The sequence below is a fragment of the Variovorax sp. V116 genome (assembly GCF_041154435.1).
Classification (GTDB): Bacteria; Pseudomonadota; Gammaproteobacteria; order Burkholderiales; family Burkholderiaceae_C; genus Variovorax; species Variovorax paradoxus.
In genome coordinates this window covers 4400723-4422798 of record NZ_AP028661.1, presented here as the reverse complement: position 1 = coordinate 4422798, position 22076 = coordinate 4400723, and the positions used below count along the sequence as shown (strand labels likewise).

20 protein-coding genes are annotated in these 22076 nt (G+C 68.4%); 18 read left to right on the top strand and 2 right to left on the bottom strand.

Annotated elements, in window-relative coordinates:
• Window positions 1-284: 284 nt before the first annotated feature.
• The 14 genes from ACAM58_RS21020 (at window position 285) to ACAM58_RS20955 (ending at window position 18193) form a co-directional block, all read left to right on the top strand.
• The gene (locus tag ACAM58_RS21020) at window positions 285-1604 is read left to right on the top strand and encodes an MFS transporter (protein ID WP_015867054.1); all 1320 of its coding nucleotides are present in this window, start codon (window positions 285-287) and stop codon (window positions 1602-1604) included.
• A gap of 29 nt (window positions 1605-1633) precedes the next feature.
• Complete coding sequence (locus tag ACAM58_RS21015) at window positions 1634-2836, top strand: serine hydrolase domain-containing protein (RefSeq protein WP_369663478.1); 1203 nt, start codon at window positions 1634-1636, stop codon at window positions 2834-2836.
• An 8-nt stretch (window positions 2837-2844) separates the two neighbouring features.
• Entirely contained in the window at window positions 2845-3573 is a 729-nt protein-coding gene (locus ACAM58_RS21010; RefSeq protein ID WP_018906763.1) for an aspartate/glutamate racemase family protein, read from the top strand.
• A gap of 55 nt (window positions 3574-3628) precedes the next feature.
• Window positions 3629-5056, top strand: coding sequence for a dihydropyrimidinase (gene hydA, locus ACAM58_RS21005; RefSeq protein ID WP_018906764.1), 1428 nt, complete (start codon window positions 3629-3631; stop codon window positions 5054-5056).
• Between the two features lie 22 nt (window positions 5057-5078).
• Entirely contained in the window at window positions 5079-5834 is a 756-nt protein-coding gene (locus ACAM58_RS21000) for an aspartate/glutamate racemase family protein (protein ID WP_018906765.1), read from the top strand.
• A gap of 63 nt (window positions 5835-5897) precedes the next feature.
• Window positions 5898-6605, top strand: coding sequence for a GntR family transcriptional regulator (locus ACAM58_RS20995; protein ID WP_018906766.1), 708 nt, complete (start codon window positions 5898-5900; stop codon window positions 6603-6605).
• Between the two features lie 19 nt (window positions 6606-6624).
• The gene (locus ACAM58_RS20990; RefSeq protein ID WP_369663477.1) at window positions 6625-7518 is read left to right on the top strand and encodes a LysR family transcriptional regulator; all 894 of its coding nucleotides are present in this window, start codon (window positions 6625-6627) and stop codon (window positions 7516-7518) included.
• Window positions 7519-7651: 133 nt separating this feature from the next.
• Complete coding sequence (locus ACAM58_RS20985; RefSeq protein ID WP_369663476.1) at window positions 7652-8626, top strand: Bug family tripartite tricarboxylate transporter substrate binding protein; 975 nt, start codon at window positions 7652-7654, stop codon at window positions 8624-8626.
• 4 nt (window positions 8627-8630) lie between these two features.
• Window positions 8631-9812: a CaiB/BaiF CoA transferase family protein gene (locus tag ACAM58_RS20980; RefSeq protein WP_369663475.1), complete on the top strand. Its 1182-nt coding sequence runs from the start codon at window positions 8631-8633 to the stop codon at window positions 9810-9812.
• Window positions 9809-10567, top strand: a complete 759-nt coding sequence (locus ACAM58_RS20975; protein WP_369663474.1) for an enoyl-CoA hydratase — start codon at window positions 9809-9811, stop codon at window positions 10565-10567. The genes ACAM58_RS20980 and ACAM58_RS20975 overlap by 4 nt, the downstream gene beginning before the upstream one ends.
• A 187-nt stretch (window positions 10568-10754) precedes the next feature.
• Window positions 10755-11636: a class I SAM-dependent methyltransferase gene (locus tag ACAM58_RS20970; protein ID WP_369663473.1), complete on the top strand. Its 882-nt coding sequence runs from the start codon at window positions 10755-10757 to the stop codon at window positions 11634-11636.
• A gap of 467 nt (window positions 11637-12103) precedes the next feature.
• A complete protein-coding gene (locus ACAM58_RS20965; protein ID WP_278877538.1) occupies window positions 12104-13405 on the top strand; it encodes an HlyD family secretion protein in 1302 nt (433 codons plus the stop codon).
• Window positions 13406-13448: 43 nt separating this feature from the next.
• Window positions 13449-14798 carry a hypothetical protein gene (locus ACAM58_RS20960; RefSeq protein ID WP_369663472.1) on the top strand — a complete coding sequence of 450 codons (1350 nt, stop codon included), beginning with the start codon at window positions 13449-13451 and terminating at the stop codon, window positions 14796-14798.
• Window positions 14786-18193, top strand: a complete 3408-nt coding sequence (locus ACAM58_RS20955) for an efflux transporter outer membrane subunit (RefSeq protein WP_018906774.1) — start codon at window positions 14786-14788, stop codon at window positions 18191-18193. The genes ACAM58_RS20960 and ACAM58_RS20955 overlap by 13 nt, the downstream gene beginning before the upstream one ends.
• Window positions 18194-18214: 21 nt before the next feature.
• On the opposite strand, the gene ACAM58_RS20950 is transcribed toward ACAM58_RS20955, so the two are convergent.
• On the bottom strand, window positions 18215-18496 hold the full coding sequence (locus tag ACAM58_RS20950) for an HU family DNA-binding protein (protein WP_015867040.1): 282 nt from the start codon (window positions 18494-18496) through the stop codon (window positions 18215-18217).
• 316 nt (window positions 18497-18812) lie between these two features.
• Between ACAM58_RS20950 and ACAM58_RS20945 the strand changes: the two genes are divergently transcribed.
• Genes ACAM58_RS20945 through ACAM58_RS20930 form a run of 4 tightly spaced genes read left to right on the top strand, consistent with a single transcriptional unit; the run spans window position 18813 to window position 19943 of the window.
• Complete coding sequence (locus ACAM58_RS20945; RefSeq protein ID WP_018906775.1) at window positions 18813-18953, top strand: hypothetical protein; 141 nt, start codon at window positions 18813-18815, stop codon at window positions 18951-18953.
• A 58-nt stretch (window positions 18954-19011) separates the two neighbouring features.
• Complete coding sequence (locus ACAM58_RS20940; protein ID WP_015867038.1) at window positions 19012-19419, top strand: hypothetical protein; 408 nt, start codon at window positions 19012-19014, stop codon at window positions 19417-19419.
• A complete protein-coding gene (locus ACAM58_RS20935; RefSeq protein ID WP_015867037.1) occupies window positions 19412-19657 on the top strand; it encodes a hypothetical protein in 246 nt (81 codons plus the stop codon). The genes ACAM58_RS20940 and ACAM58_RS20935 overlap by 8 nt, the downstream gene beginning before the upstream one ends.
• Window positions 19658-19685: 28 nt before the next feature.
• On the top strand, window positions 19686-19943 hold the full coding sequence (locus ACAM58_RS20930) for a hypothetical protein (RefSeq protein ID WP_369663471.1): 258 nt from the start codon (window positions 19686-19688) through the stop codon (window positions 19941-19943).
• Window positions 19944-19981: 38 nt separating this feature from the next.
• Here ACAM58_RS20930 and ACAM58_RS20925 read toward each other — a convergent pair whose 3' ends face one another.
• Window positions 19982-21991 (bottom strand): AsmA family protein, encoded by a 2010-nt coding sequence (locus ACAM58_RS20925; protein WP_369663470.1) that lies wholly within the window; start codon window positions 21989-21991, stop codon window positions 19982-19984.
• Window positions 21992-22076 lie beyond the last annotated feature (85 nt).

The following is a 22076-nucleotide window of genomic DNA, read 5'->3' as shown; positions in this document are numbered from 1 at the left end:
GTCGGGGCACTCTAAGTGTTTACGATAGTGTCGATAAAAATATCAACATCATTGTTGACAACACTGTCGACGAAACTTAGATTCGCTCCACAGCCTGTGTTCGACGCCTGAAGAGCGGCAGCGGCGCCGGCTGCAGTCCTGCCGATGGGCCGCGGAGCCCCGATGCGCCGAAGAGCGCACGGGCCTCTTTGCACAGCGGCTTGCCGTGCTTCAACCATGCGATGGGAAGCGCCATTGCGCCGGGGTCCAGGCCCCGCGGCAGTGCGCCTCCAAGGAGACAACCAATGCAATCGACAACGACGGTATCGGCGCCCGCGGCGACCGCCAATCCAGCCCACCAGCCCACCAAGGTGCGCTGGAAGATCTTCCTGATGATGTTGTTCCTGATCTCGATCAACTACATCGACCGCGCCTCGCTGTCGGTGGCCATGCCGCTGATCGCCAAGGAATTCGACATCGGCCCCGCGGTGCAGGGCCTGCTGCTCAGCTCCTTCTTCTGGACCTATGCGCTGATGCAGATTCCCGGCGGCATGCTGGCCGACCGTTTCGGTCCGCGCGTCGTCATCGCTGGCGCGACGCTGGGCTGGGGCTTCTTCCAGGCGATTGCCGCCGCCTGCACGGGCTGGGTTCCGCTGCTGCTGACCCGCCTGGGGCTGGGGGCGGCCGAGGCGCCGATCTACCCTGCGGGCGGCAAGCTCAACGGCATCTGGATGACCCAGACCGAACGGGGCCGCGGCGCCACCTTGCTCGATGGCGGCGCGCCGCTGGGCGCCGCGCTCGGCGCGATCCTGATCTCGGGGCTGATCGCCGTGCTCGGCTCCTGGCGCATGGCGTTCGCCATTGCCGGCGGCGGGACCGTGCTGGCCGGCTACTTCGCCTGGCGCTACATCCGCAACCATCCGCGCCAGCATCCCGGCGTGAACGAGGCCGAGGCGCGCTTCATCGAGGCCAGCCATGCGGCCGACGCGGCCAAGGAATCGGCGGACGCGAGCGGACGGGTGCTCGACTTCTTCCGCTTCCGCTCCGTGTGGGGCATGTTCTTCGGCTGGATGTGCTTCAACGCGCTGTTCTACGGCCTGCTCACCTGGATGCCCAACTACCTGTCGAAGGTGCACGGCTTCGACATCAAGCAGATGGGCGGCGCGGTGTTCATCATGTTCTTCTCGGGCTTCGTGGGCGAGATGTTCGGCGGCTGGCTGGCCGACAAGTGGCAGGCGGCCGGCGCCTCGCAGAGCAAGGTGCTGCGCACGCTGTTCGGCATCTCGTCGATCATCGCGACCATCGCCATCTTCATGGTGACGCAGATCAAGGACCCGATCGCCGTGGTCGTGCTGCTGTCGGTGACGCTGTTCTTCCTGCGCTGGTGCGGCCTGTTCTGGTGCGTGCCCTCGATCCTCGGCACGCGCGCCCGGGTCGGCTTTCTCGGCGGCACCATGAACCTGGGCGGCAACGTGGCGGGCATCGGCGTGCCGATCGTGGTGGGCCTGATCGTGCAGGCCACCGGCTCGTACTTCATGGCGCTGATGCTGTTCACGGCCGCGGGCGCGGGCTTGTTCGTCTGCTCGACGATGCTGATCGACTACAGCAAGAAGCTGCCGGTCTGAGGCACGCAACCCTCCAGGAGAAGACAACCATGTCCATGTCCCATGTCCGCCTTGCGGCCATCGCGCTGGCCCTGAACCTGGCCTCGGCCGGTGCCGCGCTGGCCCAATCCGTGGCCCCGGCCGATGACGCCGGGCCCGCCATCGCCGCCGCAGTGCCCGAGGCCGTCGGCGTCGATTCGCGTCCGCTGGTGCGGCTGTCCGAGTGGATCCGCAAGGAAGATCTCGACGTGCGCAGCTTCCTCGTGGTCAAGGACGGCAAACTGGTCTTCGAGCGCTACAGCTGGGGGCTCGGCCGCGACCACAACTACGAGCTGTACTCGATCACCAAGAACGTCACCGCGCTGGCCGCGGGCGTGCTGATCGACGAAGGCCGCAGCCGCCTCGACGAGAAGGTGGCGCCCGTGCTGGCCAAGGCGCGCCCGGACCTGAAGACGGCGCTCGCGGACAAGCAGGCCATCGAGCTGCGGCACGTGATGTCGATGTCGACCGGCCTGTTCTACGACTTCAAGCCGACCGACGACCCGATCTATTACGGCGCCCCCGACCGCCTGAAGCTCGCCGCCGAGACCACACCCAGGCGCCCGCCCGGCGAGGCCTTCGACTACACCGACGTCAACCCGATCCTTGCGAGCGCAACGCTGGGCGCCGATGCCGGCATGCCGCTGCAGGCCTTTGCTGAGCAGAAGATCTTCAAGCCGATGGGCATGGCGCACTATGCCTGGGAGCGCGCCGACGGCAAGGGGCTGGTGTCGGCCGGCTGGGGCCTGCGGCTGCGCGCGGTCGACATGGCCAAGCTCGGCATGCTGGTGCTCTCGGGCGGGCGCTGGAACGGCCGGCAGATCGTGTCGCAGGCCTGGATGCGGACCATGACCGCGCCGTCGTCCGCGCCGTGGTACGGCCAGTTCTGGTGGATCAACGACATCGTCGCCACCGAGCCCGAAGTGCATGCCATGGGCTTCAAGGGCCAGTTCATCGTGGCGCTGCCCGAGCGCAACGCGGTGGTCGTGATGACCAGCATGCTGCCCATCGAAGGCGGCCTGCGCGAGTCGAAGAACGTGCTGGCGATCCGCAAGATGGTCAATGACTTCGTGCTGCCCGCGCTCGACAATCCCTCGCATGCCGGGCCGACGCCCGCCCGCCGCAAGGCCCTGGCGCACGAGCTCGACCTGGCCTCGCGCCACCAGGGAAAGCCGGCCGCACCGGCCGACCCGACCGATACCCCTCGCCTCTGAAGACGACCATGACCCCACGCAAACTCATCGGCGTGCTCACGCCTTCCTCGAACACCGCGCTGGAGCCGCTGACCAGCGCGATGGTGAGCGGCGTGCCCGGCGTGTCGGCGCACTTCTCGCGCTTCACCGTCACCGAGATCTCGATGCGCGGCGCCTCGCTCAGCCAGTTCGACGACAGCAAGATCCTCGAGGCCGCGCGGCTGCTGGCCGACGCGCGCGTCGACACGATCTGCTGGAGCGGCACCTCGGCGAGCTGGCTCGGCTTCGAGAAGGACCAGGCGCTGTGCGCCCGCATCACCGAGGCGACCGGCATTGCGGCCAGCACCTCGGTGCTGGCGCTCAACGAGCTGCTGGCTGCGCAGGGCGCGCGCACGCTCGGCCTGGTGTCGCCCTATGTCGAGGACGTGCAGCGGCGCATCGTCGCCAACTACGCGGGCATCGGCATCGACTGCGTGGCCGAGCGCCATCTCGGGCTGACGGTGAACTTCGCATTCAGCGAGGTCGATGCCGACACGCTGCGCCGCATGCTGCGCGAAGTGGCGCAGCAGCGGCCCGACGCGATCACCATCATGTGCACCAACCTGCACGGCGCGCAGCTGGTGGAAGAGATGGAGCGCGAGCTCGGCATCCCGATCTACGACTCCGTCGCCACCGTGGTGTGGCGGGCGCTGAAGACCGTCGGCATCGATCCCCGCGCCGTGCGGGGCTGGGGCCGGCTGTTCGGGCCGCCGGCCTGAACGCCTTCGCGCAGCCGCGCAGACAAGACACAGACAGACTCACAGAAGAAAGACCATGACCTTCCGCGACCTCGACCTCGTGGTGCGCAACGCCCGCGTTGCCACCGCCAGCGACACCTTCGACTCGGACATCGGCATCCGCGACGGCCGCATCGTGCAGCTGGGCCTCGCGCTGCCCCCCGGGCGGCGCGAGATCGACGCCGCCGGCCGCTACGTGACGCCGGGCGGCGTCGATGCCCACTGCCACCTCGACCAGCCGATGGAGCCGCCCGTGCGCATGGCCGACGACTTCGACACCGGCACCCGCGCCGCGGCCTGCGGCGGCACCACCACGGTGATCCCGTTCGCGGCGCAGCACAAGGGCCAGTCGCTGCGCGCCGCCGTGCAGGACTACCACCAGCGCGCCGAAGGCCGTGCCCACGTCGACCATGCCTTCCACCTGATCGTGAGCGACCCGACCGAGGAGGTGCTCAAGCACGAGCTGCCGCAGCTGATCGCCGAGGGCTACACCTCGTTCAAGATCTACATGACCTACGACGACCTGAAGCTGGACGACGGCCAGATCCTCGACGTGCTGGCGGTGGCCAGGGAGCACGGCGCGATGGCCATGATCCATGCCGAGAACGCCGACTGCATCGAATGGCTGACCAAGCGGCTCGAAGCCAGCGGCCGCACCGCGCCGCGCTTCCATGCGCATGCGCGGCCGATGCTGGTGGAGCGCGAGGCGACCCACCGCGCGATCGCGCTGTCGGAGCTGGTCGACGTGCCGATCATGATCGTGCACGTGTCGGGCCGCGAAGCCGTCGAGCAGATCCGCTGGGCGCGCGCGCACGGCCTGAGCGTGTTTGCCGAGACCTGCCCGCAGTACCTGTTCCTGACGGCCGAGGACCTGGGCATCGACGACAGCTACCAGGGCGCGCGCTGCGTCTGCAGCCCGCCGCCGCGCAACCGCGAGAACCAGCAGGTGATCTGGAACGGCCTCGCCGACGGGCTGTTCACCATCTTCTCGTCGGACCACGCGCCGTTTCGCTACGACGCGCCCGAGGGCAAGAAGCCCGGCGGCGAAGAGGTGGCCTTCCGCCACATTCCCAACGGCATTCCGGGCATCGAGACGCGGCTGCCGCTTTTGTTCTCGCACGGCGTGCTCGACGGGCGCATCACGATCAACCGCTTCGTCGAGCTCACCTCCACCAATCCCGCCAAGGCCTACGGCCTGCATCCGCGCAAGGGCACGATCGCCGTCGGCGCCGACGCCGACCTCGTGGTCTGGGGCACCACGCCGCGCGCCATCCGCAACGCTGACCTGCATCATGCGGTCGACTACACGCCCTACGAAGGCATCGACGTCAAGGCATGGCCCGCGCTGACATTGGCGCGCGGCGAAGTCGTGTGGGACGGCGAGCGCTTCCATCCGCGCGCCGGGCGCGGCGAATTCCTGCGCCGGGCCGGGCCCACCTTGCTGCCCACCCGTCGACCCGCCTAAGCCTCACGCTGGAGACATTGCCATGAACCTGCTGCTGATCAACCCCAACACCTCGCAAAGCGTCTCGGACCTGATCGCGGCCGAGGCCCGCCGCGCGGCCGCCGGCGACACGCGCATCGAGGTGCTGACGGCGCCCTTCGGCGTCGCCTACATCGAGACCCGGTTCGAGTCGCTGATCGGCGCCTATGCGGCCGCCACGCTGGCCGCGGAGCACCACGCGCGGCACGATGCGATCGTGGTCGCGGCCTTCGGCGACCCCGGCATCGACGGCCTGCGCGAGGCGCTCGACATTCCCGTGGTCGGCCTCACCGAGGCCGCGCTGATGAGCGCCTGCCTGCTGGGCAAGCGCTTCTCCATCATCGCGATCTCGCGCCGCATCACGGCCTGGTACCGCGAGTGCGTGCAGGCCAACGGGCTCCTGGAGCGGCTTGCGAGCATCCGCAGCCTGGAGGGGCCGCTCAAGGACATCGGCAGCGTGCAGGACGACCATGGCGAGCGTCTCGAGGCCCTGTGCATGTCGGCCGTCGAGGACGACGGCGCGGACGTGATCATCATCGCCGGCGCGCCGCTGGCGGGCCTTGCGCGCTCGATCAAGGACCGGATCCCGGTGCCCGTGGTGGACGGCGTGTCCAGCGCCGTCTGCCATGCGCAGACGCTCGCATCGCTGGCGCCCGCGCCGGCGCGCAGGGGCAGTTTCGCGCCGCCGCCGGTCAAGCCGAACCAGGGACTGCCCGATGCACTGTCACGCCTCCTGGCCCGCGATGCCGGCCGCGCCTGAGGCCGCCGGGGGCGCCGCGCGCCAGCCGGCTGCGGGGAGGGCTCGTCGATAGAATCGGCTGCGATGTCCACCAAAGCTTCAGTACGCAAGACCAGTGCCGCCAACTCCCGCGAGCACAGCGTCGACGAGATTGCCGAGAAGATCTCGGCGGCGATCCTCGAGCACCGGCTCGCGCCGGGCACCAAGCTCGGCGAGGACCGGCTGGCCGCGATCTTCGCCACCAGCCGCGCGAAGGTGCGCGAAGTGCTGGCCCGGCTGGCGCACGAGCAGATCGTCGAGCTGGTTCCGCAGAAGGGGGCCTTCGTCGCCAAGCCGACCATCGAGCAGGCGCAGGACGTGTTCGAGGCACGCCGGCTGATCGAGCCGGGCGTTCTGCGCCGGCTCGTCCGCACGCTCGACGACGTCAAGCGCCAGCGCCTGCGCCGCCACATCGACCTGGAGGCCGAGGCGCGCAGCCGCGACGACAAGCGCGCCATCGTGCGCCTCTCGGGCGAATTCCATGTGCTGCTGGCCGAGCTGGCAGGCAACTCCGCGCTGGCGCGCTCGATGCGCGAGCTGTCGGCGCTGACCTGCCTGATCATCTCGCTGTACGACGCGCCCACCGCCACCAGCTGCCGCGCGGACGAGCACGAGGAAATCGTCGCGGCAGTGAATCGCGGCGACGCCCAGCGCGCCGAGAAGCTGATGCTCCATCACCTCGACCACATCGAGCAGAGCCTGAAGCTGGACAGCAGCGCGGAAGAAGCCGATCTGGAGAGCGTGTTCAGCTGACGGTGCGGCCGGCGGCGCCATGAAGCTCGACTCCACCACCGTCCAGCTGGTCCTGTGCATCGCCGAGGAAGGCAGCATTTCCCGGGCTGCCGACCGGCTGAACCTGGCGGTGGCGGCCGCCTCCAAGCGCGTGAGCGACCTGGAGGCGCAGCTGGGCGCCAGGCTGTTCAAGCGGGTGGCGCACGGCGAGCTCGTCACCGAGGCCGGCAACCGGCTGATGGCGCACATCCGGCAGATCGACAACCTCATCGGCCGGCTCGAGGGCGATGCCCAGGTGCTGGGGCGCGGGCAGGACGGGCGCATTCTCATCGGCGCGCCGAAGGCAGCCATCATCCAGTTCCTGGCGAAGGACATCGCCCGGCTGCGTGACGCCTATCCGCAGATCACGCTGAAGATCCTGGAAGAGAACAGCAAGATCGTGCAGCAGCTGCTGCGCGACAAGGTGATCGACGTCGGCATCTACGAGAAGAAGAGCGGGTTCCTGGACCTGCCGAAGTTCGACTACCGGCAGGACCGGCTGGTGCTCGTGTACAGCCGCCGGCATTTCCAGTTTGCGGCGCAGCGGCCGGTGGGCATCGACGACTTCCTGGACCTGCCGGTGGTGAGCCTCGGCAAGGGCTCGGCGATCCTGTCGGCCTTGCAGGGGGCCTACCGCAGCCGCGGCCGGTCGTTCCCCAACAACTTCTCGACCAGCGGCTTCGACACCATGCTGGCGCTGGTGCGCCATGGCCTGGGTGTGGGCCTGATGCCGCCCGAGGTGCTGCGCAGCTTCCATCCGGAAGACGACCTGGGCTCGGCCGAGATCGAGGGCGACTGGCACCAGCGCGCCTATGTGCTGTCGTGTGTCGAAGGCCATGCGCAGGAGCAGACCTTGCGCAACGTGGTGGCCCAGCTGATCGGCATCAGCACCTAGAAGAAGAAAGCAGCGTTCCTGCGGCCCTGGCTTCGCGGATCACGAAGTCAGGCATGCCTTCCACGTTCTTGCGACGTCCTCTGCGCTACGGGAGAGTAGCGGCACTACTACAGCAGAGACAGAGGACGCACACATGAAACGCCGAGACTTCATCGCAGCCAGCGCCGGCGCGCTGGCCGCGCCCTGGGCCCTTGCGGCCACGGAGCTGCCCAAGGGCATCGTCAAGATCTACGTGGGCTGGGCGCCCGGCGGCGGCACCGACGTGTTCGCGCGCATCGTGGGCCAGCAGCTGTCGCAGCTGTGGGGCCGCTCGGTGGTGGTCGAGAACAAGCCCGGCGCCACCGGCGCGCTGGCCGCGGACTTCTTTGCGCGCACCCGCTTCACCGAGGGCGTGAACCTGCTGATGGCGCACGTCAACACGCATGCCATCTCGCCGCACATCTTCAAGAGCATCAGCTACGACCCGCTGAAGGACTTCGCGCCCATTGCCATGGTCGGCGCCACGCCGCACATACTGGTGACCCGCGCGAAGAACTCCGCCGGCTCGGTCAAGGAAGTGGTCGAGCAGTGCAGGCAAAGCCCGGGGAAGATCAGCTTCGGCTCCTCCGGCACGGGATCGGTGCAGCACCTGGCGGCCGCGATGTTCAACATGGCGGCCGAGGTCAAGAGCATCCACGTGCCCTACAAGGGCTCGGGCCCGATGCAGACGGACCTGATCGGCGGCCAGATCGACTACAGCTTCGACACCATGACGGCGGCCACGGCGCAGGTCAAGGCCGGGCGCATGGCGGGCATCGTGCAGACGCGCCTGCAGCGCGCCAAGGGCTTTCCGGAGCTGCCGACCATGGACGAGCAGGGCTTCAAGGGCTTCGACGTGTCCAGCTGGTATGGCGTGGTGGGCCCCAGGGACATGTCCAGGGACCTGGCCCTGCAGATCAACGCCGACATCAACAAGGTGCTGGCGCTGCCCGATGTGGTGGCGCGCTTCGACGGCTATGGCGTGGAGGACGGCGGCGGATCGGTCGACAAGTTCGCGGCCTTCATGGCTGCCGAGTTCAAGAAATGGGGCGACGTGGTGCGCACCGCCAAGGTCACAGAGGAGGGCTGAAAAAATGAACCACGCGCGACAACTGCCGCTGCAGGGCATCCGGGTGCTGGACGTGAGCCAGGTCATGGCCGGGCCGTTCGCCTGCATGCTGCTGGCCGACCTGGGCGCCGACGTGATCAAGGTCGAGCCGCCGGGCGGCGACCAGACCCGCGGCGCCATGGGCTTCAAGATGAAGGGGCCGGACAGCATGGGCTTCCTGAACATGAACCGCAACAAGCGCTCGCTGACGCTGGACCTCAAGAACGAGGAGGACCGCGCGTCCTTCTACAAGCTGGCCCGGACCGCCGATGTGATCGTCGAGAACTACCGTCCCGGCGCGGTGCAGCGCCTGGGCATCGACTACGAGTCGATCAAAAAGATCCACCCGAAGATCGTGTACGTCAGCATCTCCGGCTTCGGCCAGAGCGGCCCCTGGGCCGAGCGGCCGGGCTTCGACCTGATGGCGCAGGCCATGTCCGGCGTGATGAGCGTGACCGGCTACCCCGGCGAGAAGCCGGTCAAGGCCGGCGTGCCGGTGGCCGACATCGGCTGCGCGCTGTTTGCCACCTACGCGCTGCTCGCGGCCTACATCGGCGCGCAGAAGTCGGGCGTGGGCCAGCACATCGACGCCTCGCTGTTCGACGCGGCCATGGCCTTCTCTGTCTGGGACATGTCCGCGTACTGGGGCACGGGCGTGCCGCCGGCGCCGCTGGGCACCAGCAACAAGATGAGCGCGCCCTACCAGGCGGTCAAGGCGCGCGACGGCTACTTCGTGATGGGCGCGACCAACCAGAAGCTCTGGACCCGGCTGTGCGAGCTGCTGCGGCGGCCGGACCTCGCCGCGCACCCGGACTACGCGAGCGTGTCGCTGCGCCTGAAGCACCGCGAGGCGCTGATCGAGGCGCTCGAACGGGAGTTCGGCCAGCGCGACAGCGCCGACTGGATCGACGCCATGCTGGCCGCCGGCATCCCGGCCGGCCCCATCCTGTCGTACCCGGAGGCCTTCGAGGGCGAGCACGGCACGCACCGCCGCATGTGCATGGAGATCGACCATCCGATCGAGGGCAAGGTCAAGAACATCGGCTTTCCCGTCAAGCTGCTGGGTACGCCGCAGCAGGTGCGCCGGCATCCGCCATTGCTGGGCGAACACAACGAGGAAATCCTGGCCGAGATCAACACGCCAGCCGGCGCGGCGGAGGCCTTGTGAGTTCAGCTGAATGCGTGCAGCTCCGCGTTCACGCCTCGGGCGTGGCCGAGATCGTGATCCATCGCCCCGAACGCCACAACGCGATGACGCGGGAGATGTACGAGGCGCTGCTCGAGCGCATCGGCGCGTGCGCGCGCAACCCGGCGGTGCGCAGCGTGCTGTTCAAGGGGGCGGGCGGCAAGTCCTTCATCGCGGGCACGGACATCGCCCATTTCAAGGGCTTTCGCGGCGGCCGCGACGGCATCGCCTACGAAGCCTTCGTGGAGCGCGTCATCGACGCGGTCGAGCGCATCGCGGTACCCACCGTGGCCGTGATCGACGGCTGGGCCGTGGGCGGCGGCCTGGCCCTGGCCACGGCCTGCGATTTCCGGGTCTGCAGCGAGGCGTCGCGCTTCGGCGCGCCGATTGCGAGAACGCTGTCCAACACCTTGTCGTCGCGCAACATCGCGCGGCTGCAGGCCGCCCTGGGCGTGCCGCGGGTCAAGCGGATGCTGCTGCTGGCCGACCACCTGACGGCACAGGAAGCGCTGGCTTGCGGCTATGTGCACGCCGTCTGCGCGGCGGGCGAACTCGATGCCGCCGCGCATGCGCTGGCAGCGCGGCTCATGGCGCTGTCGCCGGTCACGCACAAGGCCGTGAAGGAGAGCATTCGCCGCATCGTCGTCGAGCAGCGGCTGGACGACGATGACCTGATCGAGGAGGTGTATGGCAGCCAGGCATTCCGCGACGGGGTGGCCGCTTTCATTGGCCGATGACGGGGCGAATATCGATGCCTGACATCACCCGAATGGGGTAACCAACAGGTCAGTTTTTAAATCACGCAGCTTGTAAACGTATTAAAAAAGCTAACAGTGGAATCGAAAGTCATGTAATTCTTAAGCATAACTTGTCTCAATACCCGCCCAGATTTTTGAAGGATTCAAGATGATTGGAGACATCTTATTGCCGCACGCGAGTTTGAAACGCTCGGGTGCTTACTTCGAATCGGGGCTCGAACGCAAAACCGACGCCATTACCGCCAATGCCACTTATTTTGGAAATGCGCAGTGGGCCCAGGAATATCTGGATTTCTGCCACCGCGATGCGCATTTCAAGAGCCGGTGGCTCGCGGCTGCCGGCGACTGGACCGACAAGGTGGTCATCGACCTGGGCTGCGGGCCGGGCAACATCTTTGCCACCCTCGGCGGAAAGCCGCGGCTGCTGATCGGCGTGGACGTGGCGCCCGGTTCGCTGGAGCTGGCGGCCAAGCTGGGCTACACGGCGGTGCTGGCCGATGCGGCCTACACGCCTTTTCGCTCGCAGGTGGCGGACATCGTTGCCATCAATGCGTCGCTGCACCACTGCGACGACATGGCCGCCGTGCTGCGCGAGGGGGCGCGGCTGGTGAAGCCGCATGGCCTCCTGGTCACCGACCATGATCCGCAGCTCACCGCCTGGGATTACAAGGGCCTTGCCAAGCTGATGTGGGATGCGCGGCTGTGGGTCTACCGGGCGATCGGGCATGGCTTCCACAAGACCGGCAGCCAGCAGTCGTGGGGGCTGCGGACCGAGGTCCATCACCAGCCGGGCGACGGGGTCACGAAGGAATTCTTCCATTCGACGCTGGAGCCGCTGGGCTTCGAGGTGCGCGTCTACCCGCACAACCACCAGATCGGCGCCGATGCGCTGCGCGGCGTGGTGGGACCGGCGAAATGGAAATACCGGCTGGGCAACATGCTGTCCGGCCGGCGGCCCTCGTCGCCTACGAGCGCGCTGTCGCTGATGTGCGTGGCAAGGCGCCGCGGCGATCCCGCAGCGGCTGCGGCGGCGGTCCCGGACCGCTGATCCCGAGCTTCTCCCACCCGGTTAGCACCGCGAAGCCGCCCGGAGCGGGGCGCAGACACGATCGGTATCGTTACCGAATCTTCCTTTTGCCCACTTGCGGACGGCTGCGCGTTCAAATGCCGGAGGGCCCGGCGAACCGCGCTTTGGCGTGCCCCGCTGAGGGCTTCCCATGGGAAACCCGAGCCTCGCATCAGTCCGCATGCCTGATGCGGCCTTTTGTGGTCAATGGCGCGCTATCCGACGCCAATGTAGGACTTTTACCCGACCACCGGTGTTGCCGGAATGTGAATTCAGCACATCTTGTTTCGCACCGAAGCAGTCCTGACCAGGGTTTCGACGTACCTTGATATTGCACCGCAACATGCGGACGCGGGCCTGTGGCTTGGCGTCGGCCTGCTGCGGGCGGTCTTTCAATCTTGGTCGCGCCGCTTGTGGGCGGCGCTACGTGGTTCTCACGAGAGGTGGCTATGCGTGTGTCAAAACCGGATTCGGTTCTCTTTTCTCTTCGCCAGCGGCGCATCGCTGGCGCCGCGAGCGCTCGCGCCCTGGGCCGGAACGGCCGGCGAAGGCAATCGGGCGCCTTCGTTCCCAAGCTGGCGGCCTATGCGCTGCTGGCCTTCGTGCTGTGGCTGATGGTTGCCACGCTGGTCCAGCCGCTGCTGTCTTCGCAGGCCACCCGCGCCGTCCTGCAGGCGCCGGTGGGGCTGATCACTTCGCCGATCAACGGCGTGGTGTCGCAGATGGTGGTGCATGCACGCGACAAGGTGGAGCCCGGCACCATCGTGGCCACGGTGCGCAACCCGACCGTGAGCCAGGAAATCCTCACCACCCTGAGGTCGCAGCGCCTGTCGCTGCAAAGCCAGCTGGCCCAGCTCGGCAACCAGTACAAGTCCGACAACCAGGAGATGCGGTCCGTCGGGCAGGAAGCCGGCGTGCACCGCGAGGCCTCGCTGGCGCAGGCCTGGGAGGCCTGGCAGATCGCCCGGCGCCAGCGCGACGTGGCGCACAGCGTGGTGGAAGAGCAGGAGAACAAGGTCCGCACCAACCAGGCGCTGCTGGAGCAGGGCGCGATCAGCGAGCAGGTGATGAACGCCTCGATGGCGCAGCTGAACACGGCGCGCGCCAATGCCGCGGTGGCGGAACAGTCCTTCGCGGGCCAGGCCCAGACGGTGGCGAGCGCCGGGCAGGGCGCCTTCGTGGGCACCGGCGGCAGCAACCTGTTCCAGACGCTCGCCAGCCGCCGCGAGGCGCTGCGCAACAGCGTCGGGCGCGCCCAGCAGGACGCCACCGCCATCTTCAAGCAGCTCAAGGAGGTCCGCGACCTCGAGGAAGAGGAGCGCCGCCGGGTGGAGAAGCTCTCCTTCTATGAAATCAAGGCGTCCCAGGCCGGGCAGGTCCACTCCGTGCTCGCACCCGAAGGCGCGTATGTCACGGCAGGTGCCTCGCTGGTGCGGGTGACCGATTGCAGCCGGCTCGGCGTGGTGGCGGTGTTCCCGGCGCGCGTGGCCAAGCGGCTGGGCATCGGCTCCGTGCTCGACGTGAAGCTCGACGATTCCGCCAAGTCGATGCCGGCGCGCGTGGAGCAGCTGCTGCCCGTGGCCTCGGATGCGCTGCAGAGCACCTACAGCGTGCCGTTCCCGTATGCCGAGCAGGGCTCCATCTACGCCGTGGCCCGCATCGAAGGCAAGGAGCCGCAGGAGGCTCCGCCGGACGGCGGCAGCAACATGTGCGCGCCCGGCAAGGTGGTGTCGGCCAGCCTCAGGTCCTGAGCGCAGGCGCCAATGCACCCCTTGCATGCATCGGAACAGAACCATGTCGGTCTTCGCGTTTTCCCGGCCCCTGGCGTCCTGCCTTGCCGCATCGATGGCACTGGCCTTGCCGCTGTCCGCAGCGCTCGCCCAGCCGTCTGCGAGCCGGCCGCCCGGCCCGCAAGCCGCCAGCGCCACCCAGCAAACGCTGGCGCGGCAAAGCTGCGAGGGGCTGCGGCGCGCGGTGGCGGAGGACCAGAAGGGCGCGGCTTCCGGACCGCTGTTCCTGGCCAGCTACCGCGTCGCCGACCCGAAGCAGGGCACGCCGCTGGAACCTGCATTGGCGGGCGCCGCCTTCACCTATGACAACGCGCTCGCGGGCATCGCGCTCCTGGCCTGCGGCGACGCAGCCTCGGCCCGGCGCATCGGCGACGCGGTGGTGCGCGCGATGGAGCGCGACCCGAACACGGCCGACGGGCGCGTTCGCAACGCCTACCGCGCCGGCCCGATGACCGAGGAAAAGGCCGCGCTGCCGGGGCGTTGGGATGCGGCCAAGAACCAGTGGATCGCCGATGCCTACCAAGTGAGCACGGCCACCGGCAACGTGGCCTGGGCCGCCTTGCTGCTGCTGAACCTGAACGAGGCCGAGCCTTCGCCCGCCTACCTGGCGGGCGCGCGCCGCCTGCTGGGCTGGATCGAGCAGCGCACCCGCGCGCGCAACGCCCCCGACGGCTACAACGGCGGCTGGTACGGCTGGGACAACGCGCAGCGCGCCCAGACCTGGAAATCCACCGAGCACAACATCGACATCGCGGTGGCGGCCGCCTGGGCGGCGAAGAGCGCCGGCGGCGAGGCCGAAGCCGAACGCCGGCAGGCGCGCACCGCGCTCGAATTCGTCAACCGCATGTGGAACGCATCGGAGCAGCGCTTCAACATCGGCACCAAGGAAGACGGCGCCACCATTGCCACGGATGGCTCCGGCCTGGATGCCCAGCTGTGGCCGCTGCTGGCGGCGCCCGAGGGTTCCTGCCCCTGGATGCGGGGGCTCGACTGGGTGGAGAAGCACCATCGCTTCGGCGAAGGCTACGGCTTCTCGCGCAGCCCCGACGGCATCTGGACCGAGGGCACCGCCCAGGCCGCCGCCACGCTGGTGGCGCGCAAGGGCGCGGCGCCCGAAGCCCTGTGGCAGCTGCTGGCCTCGCAGCGCGCCGGCAACGGCCTTTACTACGCCACCCCCAGTGCCCGCATATCGACGGGGCTGGCCATCGGCCCCGACTCGACCGGGGCCGACTTCTTCTACTACCGCTGGCCACACTTGGGCGCGACTGCCTGGATCGCGCTGGCCGCCACGGGGTTCAACCCCTTCACCGGCAAAACCGCCGCAACAGGAGCTACGTCACCATGTCCCACCTGATCGCCACACCGGAGTTCCAGCTCAACGCACTCGTCGCGGGCCTGGCCCTCCTCCTGATGACGTGGGGGCGGATCGACCGCACCTCCCACCGCGTGCTGTTCGGCGCGCTGACCGCGCTGCTGCTGATGCGCTATGCCGTCTGGCGCGTGGTTGCGACCATGCCGCCTTCGGACCTCGGCTTCGAGACCCTGTTCGCCTGGGTGTTCCTGTGCTTCGAGCTCACGGCCATCGTCTACACGCTGATGTCCATCCACATGCTGGTGCGGCGGCGCGACAACCACCAGCTGGCCGACCGCGGCGAAGCGCTGCTGCGCGGCCGCGGTGCGCAGGTGCCGGCGGTGGACGTGTTCATCTGCACGTACAACGAGGATCTGGCGGTGCTGGAGAAGACCGTCATTGCCGCGCAGGCCATCGACTACCCGAACCTGAACGTGTGGGTGCTCGACGACACCCGTCGCGACTGGCTGCGCGAGTATTGCGAACGCAAGGGCGTGCACTACGCGCGCCGGCCCGACAACAGCCATGCCAAGGCCGGCAACCTCAACAACGGCCTGCGGCTGTCGGCGGGCGTGACCAATGCGCCCTACATCCTGGTGCTCGACGCCGACTTCGCGCCGCAGCGCCAGATCGTCTACCGCATGCTGGGCCTGTTCGCGGACCGCAAGGTCGGGCTGGTGCAGACGCCGCAGTTCTACTACAACGCCGACCCCATCCAGCACAACCTGCGCGCCACCGACAGCTGGGTGGACGAGCAGCGCGTGTTCTTCGACGTGCTGCAGCCGGCCAAGGATGCCGCCGACTCGGCCTTCTGCGTGGGCACCTCCTTCATCGTGCGGCGCGACCTGATCACCGCCGCGGGCGGCTTTCCGGTGGGCAGCGTGTGCGAGGACATCCACACCACCTACCTGCTGCTGCGCCACGGCCACATCACGCGCTGGCTCGGCGAGCGGCTGTCGAACGGCCTGTCGGCCGAGAGCATCATCGACTACATCAACCAGCGCAGCCGCTGGTGCCTGGGCACGGTGCAGCTCGCGCTGCTGCCCAACGGCCCGCTGCGCGGCCGGGGCTTCAGTTTCTCGGCGCGGATGCACTTCCTGCACGGGCTGCTGCACTGGCTCGGCAAGCCGTTCATGGCCATGGTCATGCTGGCGCCGGCGCTCTACTGGTATGCCGGGGTCTCGGTGTTCCATGCCACGCCGCAGGCCTTTGCCTCCTTCGGGCTGCCGCCGCTCCTCATGTTCTGGGCCTACAGCTACTGGATCAGCGGCCGGCGCTGCCTGCCCGTGTTCAGCGAGGTGAGCCAGCTGGTGGCGGCCATGGCCGTCACCAGCACGCTGGCCAGCGCCATGCTGCGGCCCTTCGGGCGGCCCTTCAAGGTGACGAACAAGGGGCTGGACCGCACCAAGACCGTCGTGCACTGGAAGCTGGTCGCGATGTTCGGCGGGCTTCTGCTGGCGCTGCAGCTCGGCGGCGCGTCGGTCGCGCTGAGCGGCGAGGCGCTCACGCCTGGCGACGAGCTCAATCTGGTGTGGACCGGTATCGCACTGCTGCTGTGCCTGGCCGCGCTCATGGCCTGCGTCGACCTGCCGCGGCCGGAGCAGGAAGAGCGCTTCCCCTGGCGTGCGCGCACCCGGGTGCGCACCGCGGCGGGCGAGGGCGAATCGCGCTTCGTCAACATCGCGGCCGACGGCGCGCTGCTGGAAGCCAAGGCCCTGCTGAAGCGCCTGCGCGTGGGGCAGCCGCTGGAGGTCTACGTCGACCCGGTGGGATGGCTTCCGGCCCGCCTGGCCGCCAGGAGTGCCGCGGGCGCCGAGCTGCGCTTTGCCGGGACCGAGGCCCAGCGAGAGCAATTGGTGAGCCACGTGTTCAACGTGCCGCCGAGCCACGTCGCGGTCCAGGTGCGGCCATGGAAGGCCGCCTCGGCCTTGCTCGCGAGCGCGGGCTTCGGATCTCCCGGCGCCGGCTTCGTGCGCCTGTCCCTGCGGCTGCTGCTGCTGGTGCTGGCGACCTGCGTGGTGCTGGTGGTGAGCGGATGCAATCTCACGCCGCCGCTCAAGCAGCCCGACCTCGCGGTGCCTTCGCAATGGCCGGCCGGCACGACGGCGCCGAATGCGGAGCCCGTCGACTGGCGCAGCTTCGTGCAGGACGACGAACTGCGCGGGCTCATCACCACCGCCCTCGCGCAGAACCGCGACCTGCGCGCCTATGCCGCGCGTGCCCGCGAAGCCCGGGCCGTGTATGCCGGCAGCCGCGCCTCGCTGTTTCCGCAGATCGGCCTGTCGGGCCATGCGCAGCGGGCGCAGACCACCCCGCAGGGCTCGCTCAGCCCGCTGGGCAACATTCCGACCGACGGCCGGACATCGAACAGCTTCGACATCCAGGCCGGCGTGACCTCGTACGAGCTCGACTTCTTCGGCCGCCAGCAGAGCGCGACCCAGCAGACCGGCTCGCTGGCCGAGGCGGGCAACAAGGACTTTGCGGCCGCCCACATGAACCTGGTGGGAGAGGTGTCGAATGCCTACCTCACGCTGCGCGCCGACCGCGCCCTGCTCGCGCTGGCCAATGCCAACGAGTCCGGCCTGGCCGCCAATGCCGACATGATCGGGCGCGCCAAGGCGGCGGGCGGTGCGGCGCAGCTGGACGTGTACCGCGCGCAGTCGCTGCTGCAGAACGCCCGCGTCAAGCAGGAAGAATTCCGCATGCGCGTCGCGCAGGATCTCCAGTGGCTGAACGTGCTGGTCGGCCAGCCGGTGTCGCCCGACACGGGCAGCGCACGGCCGTGGCCGGAGCGCTCCACTGCGCAGGTGGCGGCCGGCCTGCCGTCCAGCCTGCTGCAGCGCCGGCCCGACCTGCTGGCGGCCTATTCGCGCGTCGAGGCGGCCAATTCGGGCGTGGGCGCGGCCAAGGCCGCGATGCTGCCGACCATCTCGCTCACCGCGCTCGCGGGCGGCGTGAGCCGGGAGCTGTCGACGCTGCTGAGCAGCGGCAACAGCAGCTGGGCCGGGGTGCTGGGGGTGTCGCTGCCGCTGTTCGACTGGGGCCGCCGCTCGGCCAACATCACGGCCAACGAGGAGCGGCTGGCAGCGGCCATGGCGTCCTATGAAAGTGCCGCGCAGATGGCATTCCGCGAAACCGCCAACGCCCTGATCGCCGACGACCACCTGCGCCCGCAGCTGGAAGCGCAGCAGGCCCGCGTGCAGGCGCTGGAGAAGGTGGCGAACATTGCGCGCACGCGCTTTCGCAGCGGCCTGGAAGACTACTTCGCGAGCCAGGACGCCCAGCGCGAGCTCTATGCCGAGCAGCAGCAGCTGATCGAACTGCAGCTCAAGGAGGCCGTGAACAGGGTCAACCTCTACAAGGCGCTGGGCGGAGGGTGGCAGGGCGCACAGGCCTGAGCCGCCGCCCCCCGGGGACGATCAGCCGACCTGGTTGATGGCGTCCTTCAGCGCCTTGCCGGCCGCGAATTTCGCGCTCTTGCTCGCCTTGATCGTGATCTGCTCGCCGGTCGACGGATTGCGGCCGGTGCGCTCGGCACGGTCGGCCACGCTGAAGGTGCCAAAGCCGATCAGCTGCACCGTCTCCCCACGCACCAGGGCGCGCGAGAGTTGTTCGAGCGCCGAGTCGAAGGCGCGGCCGGCGTCGGCCTTGCTGAGGTTGGTGTCTTCTGCAATGGCGGCGATGAGTTCGGTCTTGTTCAAAACAGGAATTCCTTTCGATAGAACATTTGTGAAAACCACGGAGGGTCGTACCCGAGTTTGACCGAATGCGGCGGCCGGATTCCCGCCCGGGCCTGCAGATGTGCTTCTAAATCTGCACACCTGTGACGGATGTCCGCTTCGCGCATTCGTGAAGTACTGGGCAGAACGGAGAGCTGGTTACGGTTTCTCACGTAAACCAAAGCCGATCGTGAAGCATTTCCTGTCTAAATGTTAGTAATTCACATATCTTGCCGCTTCGCTGACGGCCAGGGCGCCATCTGAAGCAGCGCCAGACAATTTCAACCAAGGAGTCCGCATGAAAAAAACCGCCGCCGCCGTGATCTTCTCGTTTGCGATGACCTTGCTCCTGAGCGCCTGCGTTGTGGCGGACCCGGGGCCAGGCCCGGGCAAGGGCGGCTTCTGCCCTCCTGGGCAAGCCAAGAAGGGCAACTGCTGAGCCGGTGTTCCCGGACCGCAGGCCCGACCCCGGCCGGGAACACCAAGCCGCCACCTCCATGACATCTGCACCCACGCTCCGCCAGCACCGGATCGCGCTGGTGGACTCCGACGCCCTGCAACGCCTGTGCACCGGCAGTTCGCTGAAAGCCATCGGCCTCGACCACGCCTCCTTCGCGCATCTTCATGGCCTGATCGACGCCGCCCGCGAAGGCCGGCGCTTCGATGCCATTCTTCTTGGACTGCACGCGGATGCAGCGCCGGTCGTGGCGCTCATTGCCGACGCGTGGAGCGCGCTCGGCCAGCGCGTTCACGTGTTCTTCATGGCGCATCCGACCGAGCTGCCCCATGCGCGGGAGGCGCTGTCGCGGTCGGCTGTCAGCGGATGGCGTTCGCAGATGATCCTTTCCCCCGCGAGCGATGCCGATTTGCGCGCCGCCTTCCACGGCAAGGGATTCCATGCGTAGTCCGTTCCTCGCAGACCCGAGTCCGGACGAGCCGCCGGCACCGCCCGGGCGGCCGGCCTGGCTGGCCCTGCTGCCCGTGCTCCTGTATGCCCTGGCGACCGTTTCCTTCCTGGCCATCGCCATGCGGGTGCCGAACATCGTTGCCGCGGCGCTGTTCGTGACCGCGGCCGTCGTGTCGCTCGGGGCGGGCGTCATTCTTGGCTTGAGCCTGTGGCTCTTCCCGGAGCTTCCGCGCTAGTGCTCCTCTGCCGACTCGGACGACAACGATGAGCAAGCCCCCACCGTCGATCTTCCGCATCCAGGACTGGCGCGGAACATTGGTTGCCGCGCTGGTCGGCCTCCTGATCGTGATGGCCGTGGTCATGAAGTGGCTGGTCGAATTCCAGGTCTCGGCGGCGCAGGAACGCCGATCGCTCGAGGCGCTTGCCCGCCGGGCCGAGCCGCACTGCTTCGGACTCGCAACGCATCGCGCCACGCAGGCCTGCCTGGCGCAGCGTGCGGTCCAGGCCAAGCTTTCAAAATAGAAGGCAGGCCCCGCGCGGGCAGCGGGCCCGCGGCGCCGCTAGCGTGCCCCGGGCTGCTTGCCAGCCTTCGGCTTCTGGCGCGCGGCTGCCTCCAGCGGCGCGCATTGCGCGAACTCCTGCGAGCCCATGTTCAAGAGCGGCAGCAGCGCGGCAGCGGGCGCCACTGCACCCAGCGCAATCGCGGAACCCAGCTTGAGTGCCACGGCACCCTTGTCGACGCCGACGTCGGGGTTCTTGAACGTGCCCTGCACGTACAGCGGCGAGCGCAGCGAAAGAACGCGCAGCGCCTTGTTGCGCGGCTGGATCTCCAGCGCGAGCTGTTCCTTGGAAAGATCGATGAGCCCGCTCACGTTGACGACCGATTCGTCCGTGTCCAGCACGAAGGAGCGCGTCTGCATGACGCCCTGCGTCACCTTGAAATCGCTCGCCAGGCAGTTCAGCTGGACCTGCCTGTCGCCGAACAGCTGGGTCGCCACCACGCTGCCGATGTTCAGTCCCATGGCCTCGAGCAGGAACTTGCTCACCGTGCCCTTGCTCACCAGCGCCTTCACCTCGCCGTTCGAAGTGCCCAGCAGGGCCGCGACGGAGTTGCCGGAGGCGGACAGCGCCGCGTCGCCGCCGACTTCGCCCAGGCTGGCCTGCAGGGTGTCGAGCGTCGGGAAGAGTTCCTTGATCCGGAGCCGGCGCGCCGACAGCTGCAGGTTGGCGCGGATCGGGTCCTGCCGGCCGTCGAGCTTGACCGTGGCGGCCACGGTGCCGCCTGCCACGCCAAAGCTCAACGGCGTGAGCGAGAGCACGCTGTCCTTCAGGTGAAGATCCGCCACCAGGCTGTCGATGGGCAGGTCCTTCGCGTGGAAGATCTTGCGGCCGGCAAACTTGACGTCCGCATCGATGCTGCCCCAGCTTGCGGTATCGAACTTCTCCACCGGCAGCACCTTGCCCGCCGGTTGGACGGCCGGGGCGCCCCGCTTGGCCTTGCTCGCGTTCGAATCGGCGCCGATCAAGGGCGCCAGGTCTTCCAGCCGCAGCTGGTTGGACTGCACCTGGCCGCGCAGCAGCGGCCGCGGCTGCTGCGAGACGTACTCCAGCGTGCCCGCAATGTCGCTGGCACCCACGCGGCCCTTGAAGTTCTCGTACAGCCAGCGCCCGCCGGCCTTGTCGAGCTTGCCGACCAGATGGCCTTCGGTACTGAACGGCGGCGTGTTGGGCAGCGTGATGCCGGTAATGGGATACAGGTGCGCCATGCTCGCGCCCGACAGCTTGAGCCGCAGGTCGAGTGCGGTCAGCGCGTCGGGCTTGGTCAGCGTGCCGGCGATGTCGATGCGCGTGGCACCCACCTGCACGCCGGCCTGCAAGGGGTAGGGCTTGGTGTCCTGCTGCAGCGAGAGCACGGCGCCGGCCTTGCCGCTTCCCTGCACCGGCGTCTGGCGGAAGGTGCCGCCGAGCTTCCAGCCGATGCCGTAGCCTTCGGCGCTTTCCGCGGGCAGGCTGTCGATGTCGACCTTGAGATCGAGCCTTGCCGTTGCATCGGCCAGCTTCACCGTGCCCTGGCTCAGCACCAGCCGCTGCAGGTCGAGCTTCCAGCTCGAGGGCTCCGCGCCGCCGCCGGCGGCCAGCGTCCAGTTGTTCTTGCCGTCCGCGGTGCGTTCGAGCGAAAGAACGGGGCCGGCGAGCTCGAGCGTGGGGATGCGGATCGTGTGGTTCAGCAGGGGCAGCGGGTTCAGCGAGAAGCTCAGCTGCCGGATCTCGGCCAGGTGCGGGCCGGTCTTGCCCCAGTCGGCATTGCCCAGCGTGATGTCCTGTGCGCTCAGCCTCGGCCAGGGCACCCAGCGGCGCCAGCCTGTTTCGGCTTCGGGGCTCGACCACTGCAGCGCCAGGTCGCCGCGGATCGCGAACGGGCGGCCGGTTGCTTCGCTCACGCGCTGGTTGATCCAGGGCCGGGCGCGGTTCCAGTCGAAGCTCAACAGGACCGCGATGCACAGCGCCACCAGGGCCGACAGCAGAAGCAGGCCCCAGCCCACGGCGCGGGGAAACATCGATGATTTCATTTTCACTCACTCCCTTGAAACGGCCCTTGCGCAATGCGGCCATTGCAGGGAACTGTACCTTCCGCAGCCCTGCGCGCGCTGCGGA